We start from the raw sequence: 20,763 nt of genomic DNA, 5'->3' as shown, positions 1-20,763 counted from the left end.
ACGCCGGTAACGGAACGGGCAAGTTGGCTTGGGCGTTGTACCCGTTCGGCGCCTTGTGTATATGGTGTGTCCGTTGATGTGCAGTCAAATTCGCCCAGTGGTGGCACGTGTCTTCATGGCGGTTCGAGGCGGCACCCTGAAAAGGTGGTTCGAGGCGGCTATTTGAGCGGCCGGCGTTGTCCGTGACTATCCCCTCGCGTGTTACCGGTGGTGCAGCATGCCGTTTGGTGTGCACCAATTCCGGCGTTGTCTTGAGAGGAAACACGGTCATGGATGACGCTCCTTCGTCGATTCCTCCTATGTTCGGGCGCGCGTTCGACGCAACGGATGAGCGGTTCGTCGGCGCATCGAAGAAGTGCTCAGGCAGGGACTTCGCTCACTATCCCGTCGGTGAACTGCTGGATCGGCACTGGGAGCCGGTGTTCTCGTACGCCTCGTTGTGTGCCGAGAGCGCTCGCACGGCCGGAGTGCTCGCTTCCGCTGCCTTCACGAGGCTTTTCGACGAGTCTCTGCGGCAGACTGGCCCGACGGTTGCGTGGCGACCGCAGTTGCTGGTGACGGTACTCCGAATAGCCGCCGAGTGGCAGGCGGACCACAGGCGTCGCCTGCTGTGCCCGGAGTTGCGGGAGGCGACGGACTTCCGGAACCACGCGGGGACACTGTGTCGACCCACGGGCCAACGCCGGCTGCTGGCCGAGGCGTTCGAGCGGTTGCCGGAACTCGGACGTTGCCTGGTCTGGCACACGGAGGTCGAGGGCGAGCCCTTGGCCGTCCCAGCGGAACTGCTGGGGCTGGCTGACGAAGAGGCTTCCGTGGAACTGGCGCGGGCAGGCGAGCAGTTGCGTGAACGCTTCCTCGGGGTGCACCGTGCGTGGGCCCCCGAGAAGGAATGCCGTCACTTCAACCGGATGCTCGACGTCACCTACCGGCGTGGAGGCATGGACATCGATGCGGATCTGCGGCGACACCTTGAAAGGTGCTCTCACTGCCGTTTCGCCGCACACGAGTTGGAGCGGTTCAACGGACCGCTCGCCGTGCCGTTGGCCGAAGCTGTGCTCGGATGGGCCGCAGTGGGGTACGTGGAGTCGCGGCCCGGTCGTGGCCGTCCGACCGCGGACGTGGCACCGATGCCCGAGACCGGCACCGTGCCCCGGGTTCCGGGAGACTCCACCGGGTCCGGCGGTGCGGGCCACGGCTCACGAGCGATGGCTCGGAGGGCTTCGCGGCGGAAGAGAAACCGGCGCGCGCTCGTCGTGACCGTTGCCACGACGAGCGCGCTCGCACTGGGTCCGCTTGTCGTGTGGTCGCTGACGACCGGTGCGCAGGAGGGCGAGGGCACGTCGGACGTGCCCACTTCCAGCCCGAGTACCGTGCCCGGTGCCACCCCGTCCTGGGTGGGTGCCGGCGACGGTGCGGGAGCCATTGAGGAAGGACAGCTGCTCAACGCCGCGACCGGTCTGTGCCTGGGTGTCGAGAGAAAGCCCGTGTCGGGCGCCGAGGTCGGGATGACCGACTGCGGGTCGGCGGCGAGCCAGCGGTGGTCGTACGGGTCCGACGGGCTGCTGCGTGATGCGAACGCCCCCGGCCTCTGCCTGGATTCCAGCCTCGCCTACCTGGTCCGGCTCGCTTCGTGTGCCGGTGGGGCGAAGGCGGGATCCGGGAACATGCGTTACGACTTCACCCGCCAGGGCGCGCTGCTGCCTCGTTCTCACCCTGATCTGGCGTTGGCGCCCGCAGCCGCGAAGGGCCGGTCGGATCTCGTGCTGAAGCTTCAGGACGACGGTGACGAGCAGCGCTGGACTTTCGACGACTCGGAACCCTCGTTGCAGATGAAGGCGGTGGGCTGGGACTCGGCGAGCCGTACGCCGTCCACTGCTCCCACCGGGTCCGGCCGAAGCGCCTCGGCCGCGGCGTCCGCGACCGCGCGCCCCACGCAGGCCGCCGTCACTCCCTCGGCGACGTCGACCAGCAGTACCACGGGCCCGGCGGAGTGCTCCGCGTACTACTCCTGTTACGACATGGGAGGGTACGGAGGTTGGTCTCGTCACGGTCGCGGAGGGCGGGGCGGGAACCGCTGAAACGGACCGGAGCGTTTCAGGCCTCACACCTCCAGTGGCCACACACCCCATTCCTGCTCCCAGTCGTAGGTGAGGGTCCCGGCGGCCGTACGCCAGTTCCGGGGTGCGGTGGTCGACTGCCAGTCCAGGGGCTGGACGCCGCCCGGCACCCCGCCGTCCAGGGCGGTCCGGACGGCCGCCTGCAGGTCCCGGTCCGTGCGGTCGTTCCGTGCCGCGGGATCGACGGAGACGAACAGAGCGGTGCCGGAACGGGCGACGAGGTCGAGGAACTGGCGGTTCTTCGACCAGTCCGTCCTCGGCGTGCAGGGAACACAGTCCGCGTCCAGGGCAAAGAAGCGGTTGTGCTGGGCCAGGCGGAAGGCCAGGGTGTTGACACCCATCCTCCGGGTCCGCTCCCACGCGCGCCCGGACGTGTCGTCACCGGTGCGCTGTACTTGTACGAACCCTGCCGCAAGGTGCCCGACGGTGTTGCACCCGATCACCACGGCGGGCCCGGCGGCCTCCGCGATGGTGCGGTAGAGACGGACGAGGACCTCCGCGTTGGTCGACGAGGGATCCGACAACGACATCCGCGCGTCGGCGAGTTCGGGTGGAGCCGAGTTCGCGAACCGGCCGAAGACGTCGTACGTGGAGAAGTCGTGCTTGATCAGTTCGTATCCCCAGTCCCGGAAACGGCGGACATCCGCGGACACCGAGTCCAGCGCGGTGCTCAGGGACGGGTCGAGCGGGAACCCGGAGCCGCGGCGTACCCCGGGGCGGGTCGCCGCGGTCTCGACGCGTGACAGCAGAGGACGGAACCAGAGCCCTGGGCGGGCGCCGATTTCCTCGATCCGGGCGGCCATCTCCGGCATGTCGTCGAACACGCCTGGCAGCCCGCGGTCCCAGGGCCCGCCGGGAGCGCTGCCACCGTCCTCCGTCCAGCCGTCGTCGATGACACAGTAGGGGCGTACCGGATGGCCGTCCGCGTACTCGACGATCGTCCTCGCGTCCCGGAGCACGGCGTCAGGTCCGAAACCCCTACCGTACGCGTAGTACCAGTTGTTGCTGCCCACCACGGGTGTGGCGGGCAGCAACGGGTCCGCACTCATGACGGAACACAGGGCCTCGTGGGCGGCGTACGGGGATGATGCCGACGCCGTGACGACCGTGGCCACGTCGATCGCGCGGTCGCCCGGACGCACCGGACCGCCGCCGCTGCGCACATCGGCCCACAGCGACACGCCCTCCTCGTCCACCGTCCAGGAGCAGAACGCGCCCGCTCGGGTCCGAACCCCCCAGCCCGTGGTGGGCCCGCCGGGTCGCTCGGACACCAACGCGTACCAGGGCAGGACACGTTCGGGCTGGATCGTCCGCCACTGCAGGTCGCCGTAACTGCGCTCCCAGGCGTCGCCGAGGACAAGGGCGTCGCCGGGGATGGGACGGTTCCATCGCAACACGATGCGGGACAGGCCGCTCGCCCCGATCTCCGCGCCTACGAGAAGACCATCGGGCCGCGGCGTCAGCATGACCCTGACACCACGTGTGGACCAATCCCCCGCTCCAGTGGCGGAGGCGCGGAGGATGCATGTGTGATCGGTCATCACATGCACCGAGTCCGGCAGAGACAGCACAGAACCTCCTGGTGGGAGTACGGATGGCGAGGCGGAATCCGGAGGATCGTAGCCCGACCGGGGCAGCCGACGGCGGAGGGGGTGGAAGCGCACGCAGTCCGCATCCCGGCAAACCCGATCACTTCGCGGTCCATCCGTTTCCTGGGAGAGCGCGGACCTCCAGGCCGCCTTGCTTGTGTGCCCTCGGGTTTGATTGTCACTGTCGTCGCGACATGCCGTGTCCCTGTCCCCCGGTCGTGGAAAACAGGGCTGAGGGAGCCGTCACTCGCGGTACGTCGTTGATCCACGCCCAGGAGCGCAATCCGAAGGCCTGGCAATGCCTGTCATGGCCATGACTGCTGGCCGCGAGCGTTATGTGAAGTGTGGGTCCGGGTCCGGGATGTGATTGGCCTGTGGTTCTTGTGGGCTGCGCGGAGCCGCTGTGGTGCCATCAACTCCCGTGTGGCAAAGGCGAGGTGAAGAATCGCAGATCGCACCGTTGTGATGGGGGGTGTGGCCTCCACGGGTTCTCCTCGCGCCCCGTCTGCGCGTGATCTTGTTCATGATGCATCGTGAACGAGCGCGCGATCCGGGCGTGTCTCTTCCTCGTGAATGCGTGCGCATGTGCGAGAACGTCGGTCCGCGCGGCCGAAAACGGGCCGTGGGGACCGACGTTGCTCCAGAGGTCGCACAGTCGGCAGTCTGCTCTCGGGAGCGGTCTTCGCGGTCGCAGGGGTGTGCGACGGTGGCTCCGCGCTGCCTCGCGGCATACGCGACGGAGGTGCCGGGCTGTCAGCAGTCGGCGAGGTAGCTGGTGAGCGCAGCCTTCTCGGCGGAGTCTACGGAGAGGTCGTAGTAGTACTTCACCTGCACCCAGGCGCGCACGTAAGTGCATACATATGCGGCGCGGGTGGGCACCCATTCTGCCGGGTCGTCGTCGCCTTTGGAGCGGTTGGAGCTTGCGGAGACGGCGATCAGCTGGGGCCTCGTGACGTCGTTGGCGAAGGCCTGGCGCTGAGCGGTGGTCCACGCGCTGGCGCCGGAGTCCCAGGCCTCGGCGAGTGGCACGACGTGGTCGATGTCGAAGGTGGAGGGGTTGGTGGTGGTCACCCCGTCGTACTGCGAGTACCAGGTCCCGCTGGTGGCCGTGCAAGCGGAGTTGACGACGACATCGGTGCCGTCGCGCTCGATGACGTACTCGCGCGTGTTGCAGGTCCCGGAAATGGTGATCCAGGTCGGGAACAGGTCGCGGTCGTAGCCGGTGCGGTCCTCGGTCGCGACGGTGAGGGAGGCGAGGTAGGTGCGGGCGGTGGTGGCGCTGACGGGGGCGGGGAGGGCTGCGGAGGCGCTTGGGGAGTTGAGGAGCGCGGCGGAAGATATGAGCCCGGTGAGCGCCGCGAGTATGCCGAGACGTTGACGCGCGTAGAGCTTTGACATGCGAACTCCCTTGGGGAATCAGGGATGTTGGGTGTGGGTGATGGGATGCTCGCTCTGTTGTGTTGCGGAATGATGTAGGCCCGGTAAGAGTTGGATGTCGTGGCCATGACAGGATGCTTGGGTGTTGACCAGGTTCACCCTTCGGTCCGTGTTCCTGGGGTGCTGTGCCTGGCACGCCGTCTGTGCGCGGGTCGTTCGTGGCGTGGAGCGACCCCGTGTGCGAGATCGCACTTGGTGCAGTGGTCCGCGGCAACGCCCGGAGTGCCGACGCGCAGGCGGCGCGGTGCCCTTTTCGTTTCTGTCAGGGCGGGGGTGGTGGAGTCGACGCTCGTGCAGTCCGTCCCTGTCGGCGACGTGGCGGGTCGCGCCCCTCGTGAGCGCCACCTGATGGACCCCGGGTACCGCTTTGTCGCCCGTACCGGCGTAGCCGTCCGGTGGGCTTGATCCGCTTTGACGGACATCGGAGATCAGCGGCTTCGGCTCCGGAAGGATGATGGCCATCATGGAGAGCACGGGGAAGAAGAAGCCTTGCCCTCGCGGCTCGTTCACGCCGGAGTTCAAGGCCGAGATCGTGGAGCTGTGCCGACGCGGTGACCGCTCGGTCGGTCAGGTCGCCAAGGCTTCGGTCTGACCGAGACCGCGGTGCGGGACTGGGCGAGGCAGGCTGAGGTCGACGCGGGCGAGCGGGACGGCCGGAGCAGCAGCGAACGCGAGGAACTGGCCCCACTGCGGCGGGAGAACCGCAGCCTGCGGGAGGACGTGGAGATCCTCAAGCGGGCCACGGCTTTCTTCGCGAAGGAGACCGGTCGCGGTGCACCCGTTCATCGAGGCGGGGAAAACCACAGGTCACAACGTCAAGCATGCGTGTGAACTGATCAAGGTCTCCCGAGCCGCCTTCTATGCTCGCCGCGCCGGCATCCCCAGCTCCCGCGCGGTGCGGGATGCTGAAGCTGACGGACCAGATCACGGCCGTGCACGAGCAGTCGCGCAGAACTTCCGGGACCCCGCGCGTCCACGCCGTTCTCCAGTGCGAGGGCGTCGGCTGCGGACGCCGCAGGGTGGCCCGGCTCATGCGCCTGGCCGGACTGGCCGGCTGGCAGCGAAGACGTCGGCACCGCACCACCATCCCCGACCCGCACGCGGCCACCTGCCCCACCTGGTCCTGCGCGGCTTTGAGCCCGACCCGACCGCCGTCGACACCCGCTGGTGCGGTGACATCATCTACATCGCCACCGAGGAGGGCCGGTGCTACCTGGCCACCGTCATCGACATCGCCTCCCGTCGTGTCGTCGGCTGGGCCACCGCCGACCACCTGCGCACCGAGTTGGTCGGCGACGCGCTGCGAGCCGCCCGCCGCACTCGCAGCCCGGCCGGTCCGGTGATCTTCCACTCGGACCAGGGCAGTACACCAGCCGCGAATTCGCTCTCCTGGCAAGGGAGTTCGGTGTCAGACTGTCCGTCGGCCGCACCGGGCAGTGCTGGGACAACGCGCTGCGCAGAACAAGCCCACGGCGGCCGCCTTGGGCCGATGCGGGAAGTCCGCACACCACGGCGGCCGGGGAGCCTCTGCCGGGACCCGCCGCGTAGTGTCATGGACAAGAGATCGCAGTCCCGCCAGGGTCTCGGCTTGTGCCGCTCGGGCCGTGCCGAGCCTGCGTATGCGGCGGGCGGTCTCATCGGACCACTTGCCTCCCCCCTGACATGATCTCGGTGAGAGCGTCGAGAACGTCCGCTGCAAGGCAAGAACTGGTGCTGCCGTCGGCCTCCACGTGGCGGACCAGGAACCGGGCGGGGGAGCTCGCGGCCTCTGATCCGACGCTGTTTGTCCTCAGGAGGCTCACCCAAGCATCACCGGTCCGCTCGCGGATCAGTGACCGCTCAGAGAACGCTCATAGTCGGGTGAGGCCTCCAAGGCGACGCGGCCTGCGCGCGGTCAGAACGCGGCGATGCCTTCCATCCCGGACTCGTCGAAGGCGGGCAGGCCCTTGGCCGTGGTGACCTTGGTGAGGGCGCCGTCGTGCTCGACGCGGAAGCCGTCGACGGTGCCGGAGGTGGCGTTCTGGACGTAGACGAACTTCTCGTCCTCGGTCACCGCGAGGTCGATCACCCCCTGTGAGTCGGAGGAGGGCGGCGTGGCGATGCCCACCTCGTTGGTGAGGGAGAGAGTGCCGTGCCGGTCCACGCGGTAGCCGGTGACGGTGGAGTTCCGGGTGTTGCCGCCGTAGAAGAAGCTGCCCGCGCGCTCCAGCCAGCACAGGGTCTCCTGGCCGTTGGGCAGGGGCTGCTGAAGGACCTTCAGCTTGCCGTCCCGCCTCACCTTGTAGGTGGTGACAGTGGACTTCTCGGCTTCGGCGACCAGCATCCGCTTACCCGTGGCGTCGAAGCTGATCGCGAAGGGGACACCGCCGGCCGACTTGTTCACGACCGGGTGGGCGACGGCCGGGAGGCCGTTGTGCTTGAGAGGAAGCACCTCGACGGTGTTGTTGCCCTTGGTGGTGACCACCAGGCTGCGGCCGTCCGGGGTGAACTCGACCTCGCCCGGTGACGTGTCGAAGCGCGGTACGGCCTGGTTCTCCAGGCCCAGGGAGCGATAGGACCCGCGCAGCGGCTTCAGCCCCTCGTGGGTGATCCTGAAGCCCTGGACACTGCCCTTGCCGCCCGCGTTCATGACGTAGGCGATCCGGCCGTGCACCGCGATGCTGGAGGGGAAGTCACCACCGGAGCGCACGACCTTGCGGTCCTTCAGATGCTGTCCCTCGACGCGGAACGAGGTCAGTGTGCCGCTGCCTGCATTGACCGCCAGCAGCACCCCGGAGGCGTCGTCGTAGACGAGGGAGCCCTGGGAGGCGAGCGAGTCAGTGGGGGCGTCGACCTGGTCGCCACCCCTGCCTCCGGTCGCGTAGGTGCCCGCGGGGGTGAGCGTGCCGTCGTCGCCCCGTGCGAATACGTGGATCGTGTTGCCGTCCAGCTCGTTGCCCTGGACGAACACGGCGTGATCCGCCCCCGAGTACTGACTGGCCGAGGCCAGGGACACGGCCACCGTGGCGGCCCCGACGAGGGCGAGGACGCCGCCGCCGATGACGACGCGCCGTGACCTGGACTTCGCCCTGTGACCGCCTGAGGTGTTGGCGGGCGTGTTGGTGTGGCGGTGTTCCCTGTGGCTGCTGCGCATGCTCAGGCCCCATTCCCTGTAGCCGTCTGATGGTGTCCGCGGCTGTTCCGTGGACGCCACCAGAGTGGCCGGAGTGAGCAGTGAGCCGACGCGGAACGGCAGCCGCGTCACGGTCTCGTAAGAGGGTGTGGTGTGATCTGGCCGCTTCCCGATGGCCGAACCGGACCTTTGCACCCGTCTGTCGCGGTTCGGCGCGAGCCTTCTGGGTCGACTCGATGCCGGGGCATGCGAGGCGACTGGCCCGGCACCTGAGAGGGCGTTTGATCTAGGTGGATTGCCCTTTATCTGCTAGTAAGTTCCTCGTCGGGTGGGTGTCGTCCCGTCCGTCATGCGCTTGGTGAGGTTGTCGATCGAGGCGACGTGGATCATGGCCTCGGAGCTGGCGGGCAGGGTCTCGTGGTCTCGGGCGAGAAGCCGGTGCAGCGTGATCCAACCAATGCTTCGTTCTTCGACGTTGATCGGAGGCTGGCGCCGTGCTCGATGACGGCGTTCTTGAAGCCGGTGTCGACCCAGCTCTTGGAGATGGTCGGGTAGGTCTTCATGGCCTGGTCGAGGAGGCGTGTTCCGACAGCGTTCCCGGAGAGGCTCGCGGCGCTGACGGTCACGGCGAGCAGCAGGCCGATCGTGTCGGTGAGGATGCCGCGTTTCCTGCTGACGATCTTCTTGGCGGCGTCGGTTCCCTGGCTGGTCAGGGGCACGTTGGTGGAGGTCTTCACGCTCTGGGTGTCGATGACGGAAGCGGTTGGTTCGGGCTTGCGTCCTTCCTTCACGCGGGCCAGGCCGGTCAGGTCGTGGTTGAGCTGGGTGAGGATTCCCTCGTCGCGCCGGGCGGCGTGGCAGGCGCAGACGGTGCCGTGGTGGGGGAAATCGTGCGGAGGTGTTTCGAGGGGATTCCGGTGCGGTTGATGTAGAGGAGTGCGTTGAATACGTCGCACAGGTCGACCTTGGCCGGCTGCCCGGTGGGCCTGCGGTCGGGCCGGGCCTTTCTCCAGGCCGTCAACGTCGGCTCGATTGAGGCCCATCGGGCGTCGGACAGGTCAACTGGGGGTGCGGCTTCCGCCGGCTCACGCCGTAGCGTGATCATGGATGCGGCAGCCGGTGCCGTTCCGCTGCTGCTCGGCGTTTCTGCCCGATCTTCAAATCAGACGGACTTCGTGCACGACAACCGGGGCAAACGGGCGCCCGACTCCGCAGCTCGATGAACGCGAGGGTGCGCGTATGGGGCAAAAAATTCAAGCCTGGCGGCCGCGAAAGTTACTTACCATCACGAAACATGCCTGAATGCCCACTCAGGTCAATGGGCGTTCTCCGAAGGGATGACCGGGGCGCGTCGGCCGACCCGGACACAGGGGGGGCGGCACCCATGGTTCGTTACGGGGTGAGTGGGGACCTGCCGGAAAATCTGTTCCCGACGCCGGTCAACCGCACGGCGGGACCAGGGCGTTCCGAGTTGGGTGCGGCTCGGTGAGGGACGGTGGTCACGCCGCGAGAACGAGGTCGTCGCGGTAGCGGATCGCGTGGACCCGCAGGTGCTCGCGCTGCGTGTGATACTCCCAGTACTCCTCGTAGCCGCCGTTGCTGATCACCCCACGGAGCTTGAGGACGGCCTCGGCGCCCGCCAGGCCCCAGCGGGCGCCGGTGATGTTCATCCGGTCCTTGATCGGGTGCCGGCACGCCTCCTCGATCACGCTTGTCGCGATCGGCCAGTCCTCGGCCCGAGCGATGTCGTAGCCGAGATAGGGGAGTTTCGCGCGCAGGCAGCCAACCGCCTTGTCCACTCCGGAACGACGCTGGTCGTCCAGTTCCTCCGCATGCGCCTGGGCCTCGAGCCCGTCGGTGGCCTGAGCGGCCTCGGCGCCCAGCGCGCGGAGCGCAATCGGGCCGGCGCATGCCTCCGCAGCCCGGTCGGTCTCGGCGAAGAAGCACCTGGCCGCGCCCCACTGGGTAGGCCGCGCGGCGAGGCGCCCGTTGTCGGGTCCTTTTCCGCGCGGTCCGCTGCCGAACCACGCGGGCAGTTGGGTAGGCCGCCAGCGAGGACGACTTCGTTGCGCGCGCTGTTCCACACCGTGTCGGGTGGTCGTCGAGGCTGCCGATCCTGATCTTGCGCTTCAACGAGACTCCTCCCCGCCCCGCCACCAGCGGCTTTCGCCCTTCTCCGCATTCGACGGTCACCTGAAGTCCCCGGCGGGGACCCTGGTCGGTCTTCAGTACGGTCCGGTAGCGCCGGTGAGACCCGGCTACGGCAGCCTGGGCGGCGTCGCCGTCAGCGACCGCTTCCAGGCCGTGGACGAGGACGGTGACGCCGTCGCCGGCCTGTTCGGCGCCGGACGGGATGTCAACAGCGTCTATGGCGGTACGTATCCGTTCGTGAGGGCGGGTGATGGTGCGTCCTTCAGCCACAACTCGGGCCGCATCGCGGGGGCGAACGCGGCGTCTCGGTGAAGAACCAGGTCCGTGGAGGTCCGCTGCGGTTCGGCGGCGCTGGAGCACGACGGCCGGGGGTGGCGCCCTATCGGCTCTGCCCGGGTGTTCCGGCGCCGGGCGCCCCCCCAAGGTCGGCGGCAGTCTCGTACCCCAGGGCGCGGGACAGCTCCAGAGCGCAGCGTGCCGTGGTCCGGCCGGCGGCGTCGAGCCGCTGCCCCATCCGGCCCTTGGGTGCTCCCATGTTGATCGCCGCGATCACCCGGCCACGGTGATCGCGGACCGGGGCCGACACACCGACGAGCCCCGCCTCGAACTCCTCGTCCGCCGTGGCGTAACCCCGAGCGCGGATGGTCCGGATCTCCTTCAGCAGGTCGTCGATGCTGCGGATACGCTGCCCGGGGGGCAGGTCGGCGAACTGCTCCTCGGGGAACCAGGCCCGCAGCACCGGCTTCTCCCAGTCGGAGACCAGGACCCGGCCGGCCGAGGTGTGCAGGGCCGGGACCATGACACCCTCCCAGCCCAGGCTGCGGAAGGCGTGCGGTGAAGACTCGCTGACCAGGGTCAGCACGCCGTTGCCGCGCAGCACGCACAGGTGGACCGTTTCGTACAGTTGCGCGACGAGTCGGCGCAGGAAGGGCGCCGAAACGTACGCCAGCCTGGCCTCCCCGGTTCGAGCCGCCAGTGCGTACAGCCGCCAGCCGATCCGGTAGGCCTGGGTCTCGGGATCCCGCTCCACGAGGCCCTCCTCGGCCAGGCTCGCCAGCGCCCGGGAGACCTGGCTCTTCTCGCGGCCGGCCAGTTCCGCGATCCGGGTCACTCCGAGCCCGCCTCGCATGCGGGCTTCCTGGCCTGCGAGGACGTCCAGAAGATCGGCGTCTCTGCGCAGGCCGGACGTGGGTCGTGCCGCCACGGAACCCTCCTGTTGCAATATCGGCAACTGCAGTTGTCCTCCATGTTACGCACGCCTACCGTTCACCCCACCGAACGGCGCCCCGCCCGATGAGGCGCCCGGGTCCGGAGGGGAAATGGACCGGTTTCTCGAGTACGTCGAAAGGCATACCGACGACCTGTGGCAACAGGGACTGGAGCATGCCGCTGTGGTGGGCACGGCGATCGCGATCGCCACCGTGATCGGTGTCGCGCTCGGCGTCGCCACGTGGGACCGGCCCGCAGCCCGCACCGCCGCCGTCGCGACGACGGGGACCTTTCTCACCATCCCGAGCTTCGCGCTGCTCGGGCTGCTGATCCCACTGCTGGGACTCGGCTGGACGCCGACCGTGGTGGCCCTGGTCGTCTACGCGCTGCTGCCGATCACCCGCAACACCATAGTGGGCCTCCAGGAGGTCAGCCCGGCGGTCCTGGAAGCGGCGCGCGGCACCGGCATGGGTCCGGTGCGCACCCTTCTCGGCGTGCAACTGCCACTGGCCTGGCCGGTGATTCTCACCGGCGTGCGGGTCTCCACCCAGCTCACCGTCGGTATCGCCGCCATCGCGGCCTACGTCGCAGGACCGGGCCTGGGCAACGAGATCTTCGACGGCCTGTCCCGCCTCGGTTCCAAGAACGCCATCAACCAGGCACTCGCCGGAACCCTCGGCGTCGTCGTCCTCGCGCTCCTGTTCGACCTGTTCTTCTTCGCCGTCCGGCGACTGACCACCCCGAGGGGGCTCCGTGTCTGACCACGTCTCGCCGACCGCGACCATTCCCGTCCAGGCCGACCCCGGTGAGGGCGGCGCCGCCGGGCACGGCGCGCGGATCGAACTCACCGGGGTCACCAAGATCTACCCGGGCCAGGAGGAACCCGCCGTGGAGTCCTTCTCCATGGTGATCCCGGCCGGAGAACTGGTCTGCTTCGTCGGCCCTTCCGGGTGCGGCAAGACCACCACCATGAAGATGGTCAACCGGCTGATCGAGCCGAGCAGCGGCCGCATCACCATGGACGGCGAGGACATGCTCTCGCTCGACCCGCACGACCTGCGCCGGCGGATCGGCTACGTGATCCAGCAGATCGGCCTCTTCCCGCACATGTCCATCGCCGACAACGTGGGCCTGGTGCCCCGGATGCTCGGCTGGGGCAAGCGCCGGATCGCGGACCGCGTCGACGAGCTGCTGAACGTCGTCGGACTCGAGCCCGGCCGCTTCCGCTCCCGCTACCCGCGTCAACTCTCCGGCGGGCAGCAGCAACGCGTCGGCGTCGCCCGCGCTCTGGCCGCGGACCCGCCCGTGATGCTGATGGACGAGCCCTTCGGCGCCACCGACCCCATCACCCGTGAGCGGCTGCAGAACGAGTTCCTGGCCCTGCAGCAGCGGATGCGCAAGACCATCATCTTCGTCACGCACGACTTCGAGGAGGCGCTGCGCCTCGGCGACCGGATCGCCGTCCTCGGGGAGCGGTCCCGGATCGTCCAGTACGACACCCCCGCGCGCATCCTCGCGGCGCCCGCCGACGACTACGTCCGCTCCTTCATCGGCGGCCAGGCCGCCATCAAGCGGTTGGGGCTGATCAAGGCGGGCGATCTGGCGCTGCTGTCCGCGGGCTCCGCGCCGCTGCCCTCCGTCGCCGCCGACGCCACCCTGCGCGACGCGCTCGACGCGATCGTGGCACACCGCGCGCAACGGATCGCCGTACTCGACGCCGAGGGCGCCGTCCGTGGCGAGCTGGACTTCGACACCATCGCGCTGGCGGCGGACGACGGAGGTGCGCGGTGACCGCACTCGCGCCCCAGGTTCCGCCCCCCACCCGCCAGGGCGGGGCGGGTTCCCTGCGGCGGTTCCGGTGCGGGCTGCTCGGCACCCCTGCCGTCGTCGCGGTGGCCCTGCTGACCGACTACCTCTGGGTGAACTCGATCCAGCTGGACAGCATCGAGCGGCGCACGCTCAACAGCGACTACCTGATCAGCAAGACGACTGAGCACCTGAAGCTCACCGTCGTCGCGACACTGCTGATCATGCTGATCGCCGTACCGCTGGGCATTCTGATCAGCCGGGTGCGTGCGCGCTGGGTGCCGCCCCTCGTGCTGGGTCTCGCCAACATCGGGCAGGCCACTCCGGCCATCGGCCTGCTGGTGCTGCTGACCATCCTCTACGGCCCTGGCTTCGGCATCGCCATCACCAGCCTGGTCGCCTACTCCGCGCTGCCCGTCCTGCGCAACACACTGATCGGCATCCAGCAGGTCGACCGCTCACTGGTCGAGGCAGCCCGGGGCATGGGTATGAAGCCCCTCCAGATCCTGCTTCGGGTCGAACTCCCGTTGGCCGTGCCGGTGGTACTGGCCGGGCTGCGCACCGCCCTGGTGTTCTGCGTGGGCGTCGCGACTCTCGCCACCTTCGTCAACGCCGGCGGACTCGGGGACATCATCGTCAACGGGATCAAACTGGACCGCGTCCCCGTGCTGATCACCGGGAGCGTCGTCACCGCGTCGATCGCCCTGCTCGTCGACTGGGCCGGCAGCCTGGCCGAGAGGGTCCTGAAACCGAAGGGCGTCTGACGCCGACCCTGTTGCTCCCGCCCCCCTCCACCGTCCCGCCACACGGTCGGTGCCCCGGTCCCCACGATCACGGTCGAGCGCCACCGCCGCGCCCGGCTGCAGTCCAGGAACCGGCACCCCACCGCCGCGCCGCCCCACGCACAGGTGCACACCGACCGCTCGGCTCCAGCCCACGCATCGCCCTGTCAGAGCAACGTTCAGGAGTACCGCCATGCCTTCCCGCCGTACCTCACTCGCCCTCGCAGCCTCCATGGCGACCGCCTCACTCGTCCTGACCGCCTGCGGCGGGGGCGACGACGTCAAGCCGGCCTCGGGATCCGGCACGGCTCTCGAAGGAGCCTCCTTCACCGTCGGTTCCAAGGACTTCTCCGAGCAGATCATCCTCGGCCGGATGACTGTCGAACTCCTGGAGGCGAACGGAGCCGATGTCACCGACAAGACCAACATCAAGGGCTCCGCCAGCACGAGAAAGGCGCTGGAGTCCGGTGACATCTCCATGTACTGGGAGTACACGGGCACCGGCTGGATCACCTACCTGCAGAACACCAAGCCGGTCGCCGACCAGCGCGAGCAGTTCGAGAAGGTCGCCGCCGAGGACCTGCAGAAGAACGGCATCGCCTGGATCGACCCGCCGGCCCCGCTCAACAACACCTACGCGTTCGCCATCCGCAAGGACAAGGCCGAGGAACTCGGGGTGAAGACCCTGTCCGACCTTGCGAAGCTGAGCCAGAGCAAGCCGGACGAGGCCACCTTCTGCATCGAGAGCGAGTTCTCCACCCGCGACGACGGCTTCCCAGGCCTGGTGAAGGCGTACGGCATCAAGGCGCCGAAGGACAACGTGAAGATGCTCGACACCGGCCTCATCTACACCGAGACCGCCAAGGGCGACACCTGCAACTTCGGTGAGGTCTTCGCCACCGATGGCCGCATCCCGGCCAACAAGCTGGTGGTCCTGCAGGACGACAAGAAGTTCTTCCCCGTCTACCAGCCTGCGCTCACGCTCAAGCAGGAGACGCTGAAGAAGTACCCGGCACTGAAGAAGATCTTCGCGCCGCTGGCGAAGAAGCTCACCACGACCGAGATGCAGAAGCTCAACGCGCTCGCGGACGTGGAGGGCGAGGACCCGGAGGACATCGCGCACGACTGGCTGGTGGACAACGGCTTCGTGAAGTAGCCCGGCCGGCGGCTTCGAGAGGCCCCTGCGGAGAGCGGCCCCGTCTCCGCAGGCTCTGAGGGACCGTGCCGCCGGTCCGCTGAGTGGTCAACTCGTCGCTCGGCCGCGCCGCTCGACCGTCCAGGTGTCACGGCCGTGCAGCAGTTCCCGCAGAGTGCCGAGGTTTCCGCCGACGTCGGCCTGCTGGCGGACCAGGTCGTCTTACGTCGCCCGCCGGGCCGCCCGGAACACGCCGGTGCGACGCAATCCGCGCCCCGCCGTCCAGCCTATGACAGGGCGAACGTCTGCGCCGGATCCTAGGCCGTGACGTCGTGCACGATCAGGGCGTCCTCACCCGTCGCGGCGACCTGCGCCACGCGCAGCCCGCCGGTCGCGGGGGCGCGGACGACGCCGTAATCGCCCTCGGGGCCGAAGCGCATCGTTTGGACGTGGAGCAACGGGACGGTCCGGTGGAGGCGTTCCTGAGGGTCTTTCAGGGTGTCGAAGGCGATGTCGTTGAAGACGGGACAGTGGTGATGGATCTCCACCGGCGCCGTCCCGCGGTGCTGGGCCGCCGCGCGAAGTACGGTGGTGAGCTTGCGCGCGGTGGGAGTCCAGGGCCCGTGCGACGAAGGACGCCTCCGCGCCGAGGGCGAGAGAGACCGCATCGGACCTCCTGGTCCGAGCGGTAGTCCTGGGCGGACTGCGGTCCGTCGGCGCGCGGGACCCCGGCCGGGCCGCTCGTGTCTGACATCCAGAGGTCGGTCGTGGTCATACCGGCTCTCCCTTGATCACGGTGACGATCGCGTCGGCGAGTTCCTCGCCGCCGATCGGTCGGCCGGTGACCTTCGACCGGCCGACCACGTCCACGCCGCCGTATGCGGCCCGTAGCAGTCCGGCGAACTGGCGAGGTTCATCTCCGGCACCAGCACCCGTCGGTGGTCGCGCGGGAACTCGCCGAGATTGCCCGGAAAGGGCCCCCGACGGCGCAGATGGGCCCGGGCCACGGACAGCCCACGAGCCCGTACCCGACGGCAGGGGGCGCCGACCGGCCCGTACGTCGATCCCCCGCCCAGCACCAGCACGTCCGCCCGGTCTGTCAGGGTCGTCGACCTCGATGTCCGGCACGTCGACGCCGTCGACCTTGGCCTGGCGCAGTCCCACCATGTGCGCGTGGTTGCCCCGGTCGTAGGAGATCGCTCCGAGGCCGGGCGAGGGTAGTGGTCGTCGGGGACGAAGCCGGTCTCCCGCGCCCGGTCGAAATGGTCGGCCCACTTGAACACCCACCGGCGCGGTCTGCGGACGCCCCCGACTGACGCCGTAGGTGCGAGGATACATCGGATGTTGTGAGGGTTGTTCGAATGGAATCTTCGCGCAGGAGGCGAGATGGTGCAATTCATGTGACTCAGGGGGTGAAAAATGCGGCTAGAGGTGGGATCTTTCTTGCCGGGATGACGAGCTGAAGGGATGGCGATGGGACAGGACTTAAGCCGCAGGCAGGTGTTCGTGGGCAGTGGGGCGGCCGTCGCGGGTGCGGCCACGGCGGGACTCGCGAGCGGTACCGCGTCGGCGAAGGAGCAGGAGCAGGAGCAGGGCGTCAGCGGCAGACGACTGCCGTGGATCCTGGACACGGTGATGTGCAACCCGGGCGAGAGCGTGGTCCTGACCGCCTTCAACGACGTACGACGGCTGCGGGATTACGGCTACAACGGCCAGATCGTCACCGAGTGGCATCCGCCGACCACCGCGATCACCTACGACTCGCTCGACCCGGAGATCTTCCCTCAGGGCTCCGACGAGCGAGTGTGGGTGGAGACCAACGCCGGCCGCATCGACGCACGCATCCGCCAGATCCGCGCCGCCGGCCTCAAGGCCCTGTACTTCATCGACATCGTCACCCTGCCCGAGCGACTCGTCGACCGGTACGCGGACAAGATCCTCGACTCCCGGGGGCGGATCAACCTCGACCACGAGGAGACCCGGCGGATCCACCGCGTCATGCTGGCCGAGATCTTCGACCGCTTCCCCGACCTGGACGGCCTGGTCGTACGGACCGGCGAGACCTACCTGCCCGGCGTCCCGTACTTCCGTGGCAACAACCCGGTCACGCGCGGCGCCGACAGCCACGTCATCCTGCTCGACATCCTCCGCGACGAGGTGTGCGTCAAGCGCGACAAGCTGCTCTTCTACCGGACGTGGAGCTTCGACGCCTTCACCACCAGCCCGGACTACTACCTCGATGTCACGGACCGCATCGAGCCCCACCCCAACCTGGTTTTCTCGATCAAGCATACGGCCGGCGACTTCCTGCGGACCTACAAGTTCAACCCCACCCTCACCCTGGGGCGCCACCCGCAGATCGTCGAGGTGCAGTGCCAGCGAGAGTACGAGGCCAAGGGCGCCGTCCCCGACTACGTCATGCACGGAGTGATCGACGGCTTCGAGGAGTACGCGGGCGACACCGCCCCGAAGGGGCTCGCCGACATCAGGGACCACCCCAACTTCCAGGGGATCTGGACCTGGTCACGCGGCGGGGGCTGGCGCGGGCCGTACATCCCGAACGAGATGTGGTGCGACCTCAACGCCTACGTGGCCGGCCACTGGGCGCAGGACGTGGACCGCACCGAGGCGCAGGTCTTCGGCGACTGGATGCGCGGGGCGGGGGTGAAGGGCACGGACCGGGACCGTTTCCGCAGGCTCGCCCTGCTGTCCGCGAGCGGGACCCTGCACGGCAAGTACACCGCGCTGTTCACGATGGCCAACCCCTTCTGGATGCGGGACCAGTTCATCGGCGGCTCGGACGACCAGCTGAAGGCCGACTTCGAACGGATCCGGCGCCAGGGCCGGATCGACACCGCGATCCAGGAGAAGGCGGACGCCGTCGCGACCTGGCGCGAGGTGGCCCGGCTCGCCCGGAGCATTCACCTGTCCGATCCCGCCGACCGCGACTACCTGCGGATCTCCGGCGAGTACGGCCTGCGGCTCTACACTGCCGTGCACCACGCCTGGGCCGTCATGCTCAAGGGCGTCGAGGGCGACAGCACGGGCACCTACGACGTTGCGGTGATCCGCGAACACCTCGCCGCCTTCGACACGGCATGGCAGGCGTACGAGAAACTGCACGGGCACCCGCTGTGCCCGACGCTCTACGAGCCCTACGCCTTCGGAGCCAAGGACGCGAACGGCCTGTACCACGCCGACCGCGGGCGCGGCGTGAAGCCCACCATGGACCGTTACCGAGCGATCGTCGGCAACGCCTGACCGGAGGCGGTGCCCGCCCTGGGCTGGGGCTCCCGGACGAACCGCCTCAGCCCAGCCAGGACTCGGCGTACCCGTCGTGGGCGGCCGGACGGACCCACTTGGCGAGGTAGTTCTTGAACTCGTCGTCACCGTGCGGCAGAAGATACGACCTCTCGGTGAAGGTGAACGGCTTGCCGGGGTTGATCGCGCAGAGTTCTGGGTGGAGCGTGGCCTGGTACTCGGTCTCGTTCGCGTCCGTGATCATAACGTCGGCACGACCGGCCACGATCTCGTCGAAGATGCTGTTGTTGTCGGCGTGCTCGACGACGGTGGCCTGGTGGATGTTGGCCCGGACGGACTTCTCCTTGGTGCCGCCGGGGTTGACGACGACGCGGACCCCGGCTTGTCGATCGCGTCGAGTGACGGGTACGTGTCCTTGTCGGCGCACCGGGTGATGGCGGCCTTGCCGTCGGTGAGGTAAGGGCTGCTGAAGTACGCGTTCTGCGCCCTGGCCAGGGTGACGGAGATGCCGCCCATGCCGAGGTCGCACTTGCCCGCGGTGAGGTCGTCCATGAGGCCGGCCCAGGTGGAGGGCGCGAAGCGGGTCCGCACGCCCAGGCTGCTGTCCGGGTTCTTGGCCATGCCGCTGTCGATGCCGCTGCAGCCGCCGGTCTTGGCGTCGTGGTAGCTGAACGGCCGGCAGTCACCGGTGGTGCACACCCGGAGCGTGCCGTGCCGCGGCACCCTGTCCAGGAGGGTGCCGCGGCGCTGGCCGGGGGACTGGTCCTGCGCGGCGCCGGCCGTACAGGGGGTGCCGCCACCAGCCGTCACGAGCACGAGGGCGAAGGCGGACAGGGCTGTGCTGCGGCGCATGGGTCTCTTCCCTTGTCACGGGGCTCGCCCTGGGAGCCGCTGTGCACATGCTGCACGGTGAGACCTCGTCGTCCGGCCGTCCGCCGGGAGATCTCCCCATGGTCATCATGGGTTCCTCCGGCGGATCCCCCCGGCACCGGAGTCAGTACGTCCGCGTGAGGATGTCCAGCACCTCCGACTCGCTCGGCCGGCGCGGCGCGTTCTTCGTCACCGCGTCCGCGACCGCCCCCGCCGCGATGGATGCCAGCATCGCCTGGCCGACGCCCAGGCTCCGCAGCGGTCGCTTGACGTCCAGCGCCCCGGAGATCTCGCGCACGCCCCGCATCGCGACCCGCGCCCAGTCGCCGTCGGCCGGCGGGTCGAGACGCATGGCTCGCGCCGCCTGTTCGTAGGCGTCCTGCGCGGCCGGGGCGCTGAACTCCATGACCTCCTCCAGCACGGCCGCGAGCGCCACTCCGTGGGGGGTGCCGGTGTGGGCGGTGAGCGCGTGCCCGATGCCGTGCACCAGGCCCAGCCCGGAGAGGGTGAGTGCCTGTCCGGCGAGATGGGCGCCCATCATGAGCGCGGCGCGGGCGTCCAGGTCCGAGCCGTCCCGGTACGCCGTCGGTAGCGCGCCGCTCACCATCGTCACAGCCTGTGTGGCGTAGGCGGCGGAGACCGGGTTGGCGCCGCGCGAGGCGAGCGACTCGATGCCGTGCACGAGGGCGTCGATCCCGGTGGCCGCGGTCGCGGGCGCGGGCAGGCCCAGCGTCAGCTCGGGGTCGAGCAGGGCGATCCAGGGCTTGACGGAGGGGTGCCCGATGTAGACCTTGCGGCAGGCCGCGGTGTCCTCGATGACGCCGAAGCCGTTGGTCTCGGCGCCGGTTCCGGAAGTGGTCGGGACGGCGACCAGCGGGAGCCCGTCGGAGGCCTCCCACAGGTGGTCGGCGTCGGCAGCCACGGCGTCCGGGTTGCCGACGAGCAGGGCGATGCCTTTGGCCGCGTCGAGCACCGAGCCGCCGCCGAGGGCGACGACCGCGGCGGGACCGAAGCCACGGGCTCGTGCGGCGCCCGCGTCCACATTGCCGGTGGAGGGATTGGGGGCCACCTCGTCGTAGACGGCGTAGTCGATCCCGGCGGCGTCGAGCAGCTTCAGGACGCCGTCGACGACACCCGCCGCGCGCAGGCCCCGGTCGGTAACGACGAAGGCGCGGTGGTGTCCGGTGGAGGCGAGCAGTTCGGGGAGGCGCTCGATGCTGCCGGGGCCGAACTCGATCCGGCAGGTCGGTTCGATGCTGAGCGGCGCGAGGCCGTTGGGGGAGGTCATGGGGTG

Annotated in this window: 18 protein-coding genes and 2 pseudogenes; 10 read left to right on the top strand and 10 right to left on the bottom strand. The window is 69.0% G+C overall.

The window, feature by feature from the left end; genetic code table 11:
• The first annotated feature begins 269 nt into the window (after positions 1–269).
• On the top strand, positions 270–2,078 hold the full coding sequence (locus tag ACIRPX_RS36705; protein WP_404203478.1) for a ricin-type beta-trefoil lectin domain protein: 1,809 nt from the start codon (positions 270–272) through the stop codon (positions 2,076–2,078).
• Between the two features lie 23 nt (positions 2,079–2,101).
• Here ACIRPX_RS36705 and ACIRPX_RS36700 read toward each other — a convergent pair whose 3' ends face one another.
• On the bottom strand, positions 2,102–3,583 hold the full coding sequence (locus ACIRPX_RS36700; RefSeq protein ID WP_404203476.1) for a hypothetical protein: 1,482 nt from the start codon (positions 3,581–3,583) through the stop codon (positions 2,102–2,104).
• Between the two features lie 876 nt (positions 3,584–4,459).
• The gene (locus ACIRPX_RS36695) at positions 4,460–5,104 is read right to left on the bottom strand and encodes an HNH endonuclease family protein (protein ID WP_404203474.1); all 645 of its coding nucleotides are present in this window, start codon (positions 5,102–5,104) and stop codon (positions 4,460–4,462) included.
• A 502-nt stretch (positions 5,105–5,606) separates the two neighbouring features.
• Here ACIRPX_RS36695 and ACIRPX_RS36690 point away from each other — a divergent pair.
• The 3 genes and pseudogenes from ACIRPX_RS36690 (at position 5,607) to ACIRPX_RS36680 (ending at position 6,809) form a co-directional block, all read left to right on the top strand.
• Positions 5,607–5,735: a transposase gene (locus ACIRPX_RS36690; RefSeq protein WP_404203472.1), complete on the top strand. Its 129-nt coding sequence runs from the start codon at positions 5,607–5,609 to the stop codon at positions 5,733–5,735.
• Between the two features lie 268 nt (positions 5,736–6,003).
• Positions 6,004–6,204 (top strand): annotated as a pseudogene (locus ACIRPX_RS36685) (IS3 family transposase); the annotation flags it as partial.
• Positions 6,132–6,809, top strand: coding sequence for a transposase (locus ACIRPX_RS36680; protein ID WP_404203517.1), 678 nt, complete (start codon positions 6,132–6,134; stop codon positions 6,807–6,809). The pseudogene ACIRPX_RS36685 and the gene ACIRPX_RS36680, both read left to right, overlap by 73 nt.
• A gap of 228 nt (positions 6,810–7,037) precedes the next feature.
• Here the strand turns inward: ACIRPX_RS36680 and ACIRPX_RS36675 are convergent, their stop codons facing one another.
• The 3 genes and pseudogenes from ACIRPX_RS36675 to ACIRPX_RS36665 all read right to left on the bottom strand — a co-directional run bounded on the left by ACIRPX_RS36675 (position 7,038) and on the right by ACIRPX_RS36665 (position 10,339).
• Positions 7,038–8,276 carry a lactonase family protein gene (locus ACIRPX_RS36675; RefSeq protein WP_404203470.1) on the bottom strand — a complete coding sequence of 413 codons (1,239 nt, stop codon included), beginning with the start codon at positions 8,274–8,276 and terminating at the stop codon, positions 7,038–7,040.
• 288 nt (positions 8,277–8,564) lie between these two features.
• A pseudogene (locus ACIRPX_RS36670) lies at positions 8,565–9,344 on the bottom strand (transposase).
• 410 nt (positions 9,345–9,754) lie between these two features.
• Positions 9,755–10,339 (bottom strand): hypothetical protein, encoded by a 585-nt coding sequence (locus ACIRPX_RS36665; protein ID WP_404203468.1) that lies wholly within the window; start codon positions 10,337–10,339, stop codon positions 9,755–9,757.
• Between the two features lie 10 nt (positions 10,340–10,349).
• Here ACIRPX_RS36665 and ACIRPX_RS36660 point away from each other — a divergent pair, with 10 nt between their 5' ends.
• On the top strand, positions 10,350–10,718 hold the full coding sequence (locus tag ACIRPX_RS36660; RefSeq protein WP_404203466.1) for an FAD-binding protein: 369 nt from the start codon (positions 10,350–10,352) through the stop codon (positions 10,716–10,718).
• A gap of 67 nt (positions 10,719–10,785) precedes the next feature.
• Here the strand turns inward: ACIRPX_RS36660 and ACIRPX_RS36655 are convergent, their stop codons facing one another.
• Positions 10,786–11,610, bottom strand: a complete 825-nt coding sequence (locus ACIRPX_RS36655) for an IclR family transcriptional regulator (protein ID WP_404203464.1) — start codon at positions 11,608–11,610, stop codon at positions 10,786–10,788.
• A 115-nt stretch (positions 11,611–11,725) separates the two neighbouring features.
• Between ACIRPX_RS36655 and ACIRPX_RS36650 the strand changes: the two genes are divergently transcribed.
• From ACIRPX_RS36650 to ACIRPX_RS36635, 4 genes are all read left to right on the top strand, one after another.
• On the top strand, positions 11,726–12,376 hold the full coding sequence (locus ACIRPX_RS36650) for an ABC transporter permease (protein WP_404203462.1): 651 nt from the start codon (positions 11,726–11,728) through the stop codon (positions 12,374–12,376).
• Positions 12,377–12,398: 22 nt separating this feature from the next.
• Positions 12,399–13,406: an ABC transporter ATP-binding protein gene (locus tag ACIRPX_RS36645; RefSeq protein ID WP_404203515.1), complete on the top strand. Its 1,008-nt coding sequence runs from the start codon at positions 12,399–12,401 to the stop codon at positions 13,404–13,406.
• Positions 13,403–14,185: an ABC transporter permease gene (locus ACIRPX_RS36640; RefSeq protein WP_404203460.1), complete on the top strand. Its 783-nt coding sequence runs from the start codon at positions 13,403–13,405 to the stop codon at positions 14,183–14,185. The genes ACIRPX_RS36645 and ACIRPX_RS36640 overlap by 4 nt, the downstream gene beginning before the upstream one ends.
• 211 nt (positions 14,186–14,396) lie before the next feature.
• The gene (locus ACIRPX_RS36635) at positions 14,397–15,359 is read left to right on the top strand and encodes a glycine betaine ABC transporter substrate-binding protein (RefSeq protein WP_404203458.1); all 963 of its coding nucleotides are present in this window, start codon (positions 14,397–14,399) and stop codon (positions 15,357–15,359) included.
• A 296-nt stretch (positions 15,360–15,655) separates the two neighbouring features.
• On the opposite strand, the gene ACIRPX_RS36630 is transcribed toward ACIRPX_RS36635, so the two are convergent.
• Entirely contained in the window at positions 15,656–16,006 is a 351-nt protein-coding gene (locus ACIRPX_RS36630; protein ID WP_404203456.1) for a hypothetical protein, read from the bottom strand.
• Positions 16,007–16,811: 805 nt separating this feature from the next.
• Here ACIRPX_RS36630 and ACIRPX_RS36625 point away from each other — a divergent pair.
• Entirely contained in the window at positions 16,812–18,599 is a 1,788-nt protein-coding gene (locus tag ACIRPX_RS36625; protein ID WP_404203454.1) for a hypothetical protein, read from the top strand.
• Between the two features lie 46 nt (positions 18,600–18,645).
• Here the strand turns inward: ACIRPX_RS36625 and ACIRPX_RS36620 are convergent, their stop codons facing one another.
• From ACIRPX_RS36620 to ACIRPX_RS36610, 3 genes are all read right to left on the bottom strand, one after another.
• A complete protein-coding gene (locus ACIRPX_RS36620; RefSeq protein ID WP_404203452.1) occupies positions 18,646–18,843 on the bottom strand; it encodes a hypothetical protein in 198 nt (65 codons plus the stop codon).
• Positions 18,840–19,451 (bottom strand): transporter substrate-binding domain-containing protein, encoded by a 612-nt coding sequence (locus ACIRPX_RS36615; RefSeq protein ID WP_404203450.1) that lies wholly within the window; start codon positions 19,449–19,451, stop codon positions 18,840–18,842. The genes ACIRPX_RS36620 and ACIRPX_RS36615 overlap by 4 nt, the downstream gene beginning before the upstream one ends.
• A gap of 142 nt (positions 19,452–19,593) precedes the next feature.
• Positions 19,594–20,757, bottom strand: a complete 1,164-nt coding sequence (locus ACIRPX_RS36610) for an iron-containing alcohol dehydrogenase family protein (RefSeq protein ID WP_404203448.1) — start codon at positions 20,755–20,757, stop codon at positions 19,594–19,596.
• Positions 20,758–20,763: the final 6 nt, after the last annotated feature.

Source organism: Streptomyces sp. NPDC101225 (assembly GCF_044767585.1).
Classification (GTDB): Bacteria; Actinomycetota; Actinomycetes; order Streptomycetales; family Streptomycetaceae; genus Streptomyces.
Note: the sequence above shows the minus strand (reverse complement) of the source record. Positions and strands in the feature narration are given on the sequence as shown.